The sequence below is a fragment of the Okeania sp. SIO2F4 genome, assembly GCF_010672385.1.
Classification (GTDB): domain Bacteria; phylum Cyanobacteriota; class Cyanobacteriia; order Cyanobacteriales; family Microcoleaceae; genus Trichodesmium.
This window is the reverse complement of record NZ_JAAHGT010000845.1, coordinates 1-4,284: the sequence shown is the minus strand read 5'-3', so window position 1 is coordinate 4,284 and position 4,284 is coordinate 1. Positions and strand designations below refer to the sequence as shown.

The window sequence follows — 4,284 nt, the reverse complement described above, 5'->3', positions numbered from 1 at the left end:
AAATTCCATATTTCAAGCCTTCGGCTTTAGACCTATGCTTTATAGATGCTTTACAGAACCCCTGAAGGTATCTTTGGTAAAAGTGCGGGTTTTTGGCAAAGGAGTCAGGACTCAGTTAGGGGAGCCGTCGGTAGGGCGACGTACAGAAGTTAGGAGACGGAGAAATAGAATAGGGGAAATAAGGTAGAAACATTACCTCATATTTACCGAATAATTAATAATTAATAGTTAATAATTAATTATTAAGAGTTGATAGTAAATTAATTATTCATTCAACAATTCACGCCTTGAAGCCTCCCCTTGGATAGGGGATAAATCAAAAATTTTCCTTTGACTCAATCCTATCCGTTTTAAGAAGGGGTAATTATTAATTATTGATTGTTCATTGTTAATTGCTGAACATCCCTCCATCTCCCCATCCCCCTATTCACAAAAGGGTTTTATAACAGGGAACAAGGAACACTTAACTGGGAACAGTTGGAAAAACATTTCCAACTCTAAGATTCATCATCAGTAATTGTCAAGAGCCAATTCTTTCTTGGATTTAGGAGTTTCTTATAACGGATAGGGCTTTAGAGGGGGGTACTGTTAACTGATAACTCAGAACTGAAATAACTCCTACCCTCTACAAAAATAGTTTTCAGGAAACCCTATTCAAGAAGGTAAAAGTTCTGGCATAACTCGATGCAAAAAACTGATAACCATTGCAGTTAAAATTCCTTCTATTCCCATCAAAGGAATATGAGCAATCATTAATCCATAAATTGCTGTTTGTTCTAATGAATTATCAAATCCAGAGGGAAGATTTGTAATAATTAAACTAAAAAATATTAAACTAGAAACCCCTATAGCAGTAGCTCCAGCAATAAAGCCAAAAATTCTCATCGATAAATTTTCCCTAATTCCTTTTGCCAAAATATGACGTAATTGAAATATCTGATAAGCTAAAATTGCTGGTATACCCATAATTAGAGCATTAATTCCTAAAGTAGTTAAACCACCATGTCCAAACATTATTCCCTGGAAAAATAAACCAATCAATATTGCGGGAAAAGCATAATAACCCAATACAGTTCCTAACAGTCCATTTAGCACTAAATGAACACTAGCTGGTGGAATAGGAATATGAATACTAGAAGCAACAAAAAAAGCTGCGGTTAATAAAGAAGCTTTGGGAATACTAGCTTGAGGATTTTGCAAACGATTAATTTGGCGTAGAGAATACCATGTAATTAAAGAAGTAAGACCATAGCCACTAATACAAAGTTGAGCTGGCAGAATGCCTTCTGAAATATGCATTATGAAAATTTAAAATTAGATTGATCAAGGTTAAATATTCAGAGAAAAATTACCGAATTATTGGTAGTGGGAAACAAGCAATGATTTTTGGAGATTACTTCCTAACAATCAAAGAGATTTAGCAACTAAAATCTTTTAGATATCTCCAGAAAAGAGGGAGTAGGGAGTAGGAGCGATTCACGAATCGCCCTTACAGGAGTAGGCGAAAATAATTGATTGTTTCTGGAGTATGGGATTGATTTGATTTTTTATTTTTGGAGATGTCTATTGTTTATTTAGGATTACCAAATAATCAAACATGATTGGGTCATACAACCCTGCCTTTTAATCGGTTATCAGTTAAATATTTTTTCTAGTTTTATCACGTGTAACTAAAGAAAGAAGTTAAATTCTTACTTCTGAATTCTGACTTCTAATTTCGTTAATTTAATGCTCCTCTTGTGGTTGGTTTTGAGTTTTAAATCGCCAGAAAAATAAACTGGTTCCGACAAAACCCCAGACAATACAACCTATCATTAATCCTTTTTGCAGTGGGTTATAATCATTAGAGGTACTTGCTAGATAATAGTTACTGTTGCTGATTTTTTCATTGTCGGAATTGTCAGACTTGTCTACTTGAAAAGGAATACTAACTAGCTGACCATGACCAGCTTGACGGACCTTAATTTCCCAATATCCAGACTGAGAAGAATCAGGGGAAAAAATAAAATTTCCCTCCTCATCAGTTGTACCTTTTAACCAAGGTTTATTAGGAGTATTAGGAGCATAAACTGTGACTGGCGCATTAGCTAAAGGAAGACCCGTATCATAAACAGCATTAATCTTAATTGCTGGAGTAATTTGATGTTGAATTTTAACTCCATGAGCACTCGTTTTTCCCTGTAAACTCAGTGCAGATAAAAATATTAAAGGAATAACGAATTGCCATTTCATACTTTACCTCTATTAATAGTCTAATTATTAGATAATGTTAATTTGGAGTCAAACGTAAGATTTAAGGATTAAACCGAAATTTGCTGGATACAATTTCCATTAATGTGTTCGTGAAAACCTCCCTTGGGGGTAATGTTAGCTTCCATAATGCTTAAAAAGTTTGGTACTGGAGTAGGTTTTTCTACTTGACAAAAAAGTTAATGTTCCTCTCCTGACCACTTGAGACTAGCTAATCTCCCACAGGGTCATGACCTTAAAAGCTTAGTCCACTTCGGCACTTGATATGATAGGCACGTAGTTAGTGAACAGAATTACTCCAATTCACTCCAATACTTACTTCAGCAATTTTGCCATTTTTTATTGTGGAATGATTTCTTGTGAAATGGGATTTATTTTATAGAAAATCCTGAATTGCTAAAATCAACTTATTCGACTTGTATTTTTGATTTGTAATTTTTACAAGGAAAATTCCCTTGCTCCGTTTCTTTTGGAGTCAGTAGTTGGAAGTTAGGGTGGTGGTGCTCGCGTAATGGTAAAGGAAGCACCAGGAGTGTGGGGGGATGGGGAGATGGGGGGATGGGGAGATGGGGGGATGGGGAGTGTGGGAGAAATTAAAAAATATACATCCTCACCATTACCATGCAGGACTACCGAAGTTAGAAGCTAGATAGGGTACTGTCGGATTGGTGACGTACAGAAGTTAAATTCGCAGCACGGACTATATTTGAGAATATTCGTACCAGTAATGGCGACTGCTTTATCTTTATAGAAGCCATTTGGTATCTTTACCAGGGACTAAATTTTTGAGGTACGGAGTCGTCTGTGGACACACGGAAATACACTGAAAAGATGGAAAAATATTCCAATACCCCCATCTCGCCATCACCCTATCACCCCATCACACCATCTATTTTTCAATAGAACCCATTTGGGTTCTATATTGGCGTTACTGAATAGTTGACATCCTCCCCGGCTGTTAGGCGCGGGGAAACAACCGAGCCGTAGCTCCGATGCGAGTTGACGTTTCACAGGCTGCTGCTACTTTTGCAGTAGTCTTACGCTTGCCTCCTGGTCTGTTTAATGTCTCCGTTTCGCTTCGCGACATGAAAAGCGCAGCTCCTCCGGAGGAGGCATGCCCAAGGAGCGACTAATATATTTATTGCTGCATTTTCATCACGGTCATGCTTAGCACCACAATTCAAACATTCCCATTCTCGCACCTTAAGGTCTAATTGGCTACCTTTAAAACCACAGATAGAGCAGGTTTGAGATGTTGCTTCCCACCTGCTTATTACTCTAAAATCACGACCGTATTTTTCAGCTTTTCCTTCTAAGAGTGTCCTAAATTGTCTCCAACCTAAGTCTGATATAGCTCTGGATAATTTGCGATCTCTTGGTGCGCGTTCCCTCTCTTGGTCAGCATTCCGCAAGCGATCTGTCGTCGTCGCGGGGTCGCACCGCTTTTTTACCATACCAGAAACATTGTCATACCTCTAAAACAATTGTTTGGTTTTCACGAATTATTTCAGTGGATAATTTATGTAGAAAACCGGAGGAAGCAAGAGGCTACTTATTAATCCTTTTCTTCAATGGTTTTGGTGCATCAATTTTTTGACCATGTACGGACGCCCTTATGCAACGTCCCTACCGTAGCAAAGGTTTTAATTCCTAAATCTATACCTACTGAATTATCAGTTTCTGGTAAAGTTTCTGGTTGTATTTCTACTACAAAACTTAAGAAATATCTGGTAGGGGCATCTATGCGAATTGCCTCTACAATCTTTAATTACCGTTACTGAAGAAGGTTGATTTGACAATGGCCTTGACCAGGCCACTTTTAACTTTCCAATCTTAGCGTTGCTAGGAACTTTTTATCTCAACGTTGGTTGAAGACCTGCGCTCTCCGGAACGGGAGCGACGCAATTGGAAAACCAATCAACCCATGCGGTATTTACAATAGTATGCTATGGTAGAAAAATAAGGCTGCTGGGCTAGCAGTGTCAGCGCCAGTCGCTCATGGGGGAGACCCCCTTTGGCGGCGCTGTCTTGTCT

The 4,284-nt window shown here is 38.2% G+C and carries 6 protein-coding genes; 3 read left to right on the top strand and 3 right to left on the bottom strand.

Annotated features, from left to right (window positions below; all coding sequences use genetic code 11):
• The coding region (locus tag F6K22_RS33725) for a hypothetical protein (protein WP_293108430.1) at positions 1-187 on the top strand (187 nt) is incomplete at its 5' end.
• 467 nt (positions 188-654) lie between these two features.
• Here F6K22_RS33725 and cbiM read toward each other — a convergent pair.
• A complete protein-coding gene (gene cbiM / locus F6K22_RS33720; protein ID WP_293108427.1) occupies positions 655-1,299 on the bottom strand; it encodes a cobalt transporter CbiM in 645 nt (214 codons plus the stop codon).
• A gap of 426 nt (positions 1,300-1,725) precedes the next feature.
• The gene (locus F6K22_RS33715; RefSeq protein ID WP_293108423.1) at positions 1,726-2,232 is read right to left on the bottom strand and encodes a carboxypeptidase-like regulatory domain-containing protein; all 507 of its coding nucleotides are present in this window, start codon (positions 2,230-2,232) and stop codon (positions 1,726-1,728) included.
• A gap of 529 nt (positions 2,233-2,761) precedes the next feature.
• On the opposite strand from F6K22_RS33715, the gene F6K22_RS33710 reads away from it, so the two are divergent.
• The gene (locus tag F6K22_RS33710; RefSeq protein ID WP_293108420.1) at positions 2,762-2,899 is read left to right on the top strand and encodes a hypothetical protein; all 138 of its coding nucleotides are present in this window, start codon (positions 2,762-2,764) and stop codon (positions 2,897-2,899) included.
• A 388-nt stretch (positions 2,900-3,287) separates the two neighbouring features.
• Here the strand turns inward: F6K22_RS33710 and F6K22_RS43235 are convergent, their stop codons facing one another.
• On the bottom strand, positions 3,288-3,704 hold the full coding sequence (locus F6K22_RS43235) for a zinc ribbon domain-containing protein (RefSeq protein WP_375340219.1): 417 nt from the start codon (positions 3,702-3,704) through the stop codon (positions 3,288-3,290).
• Positions 3,705-3,821: 117 nt separating this feature from the next.
• Between F6K22_RS43235 and F6K22_RS43230 the strand changes: the two genes are divergently transcribed.
• Positions 3,822-4,031: a hypothetical protein gene (locus F6K22_RS43230; RefSeq protein ID WP_375340218.1), complete on the top strand. Its 210-nt coding sequence runs from the start codon at positions 3,822-3,824 to the stop codon at positions 4,029-4,031.
• Positions 4,032-4,284 lie beyond the last annotated feature (253 nt).

What these genes read in the sequence shown, in the direction of transcription:
- cbiM (WP_293108427.1), bottom strand. Translation starts at nt 1,299, where the DNA reads ATGCATATTTCAGAAGGCATTCTGCCAGCTCAACTTTGTATTAGTGGC.
- F6K22_RS33715 (WP_293108423.1), bottom strand. Translation starts at nt 2,232, where the DNA reads ATGAAATGGCAATTCGTTATTCCTTTAATATTTTTATCTGCACTGAGT.
- F6K22_RS33710 (WP_293108420.1), top strand. Translation starts at nt 2,762, where the DNA reads ATGGTAAAGGAAGCACCAGGAGTGTGGGGGGATGGGGAGATGGGGGGA.
- F6K22_RS43235 (WP_375340219.1), bottom strand. Translation starts at nt 3,704, where the DNA reads ATGGTAAAAAAGCGGTGCGACCCCGCGACGACGACAGATCGCTTGCGG.
- F6K22_RS43230 (WP_375340218.1), top strand. Translation starts at nt 3,822, where the DNA reads ATGGTTTTGGTGCATCAATTTTTTGACCATGTACGGACGCCCTTATGC.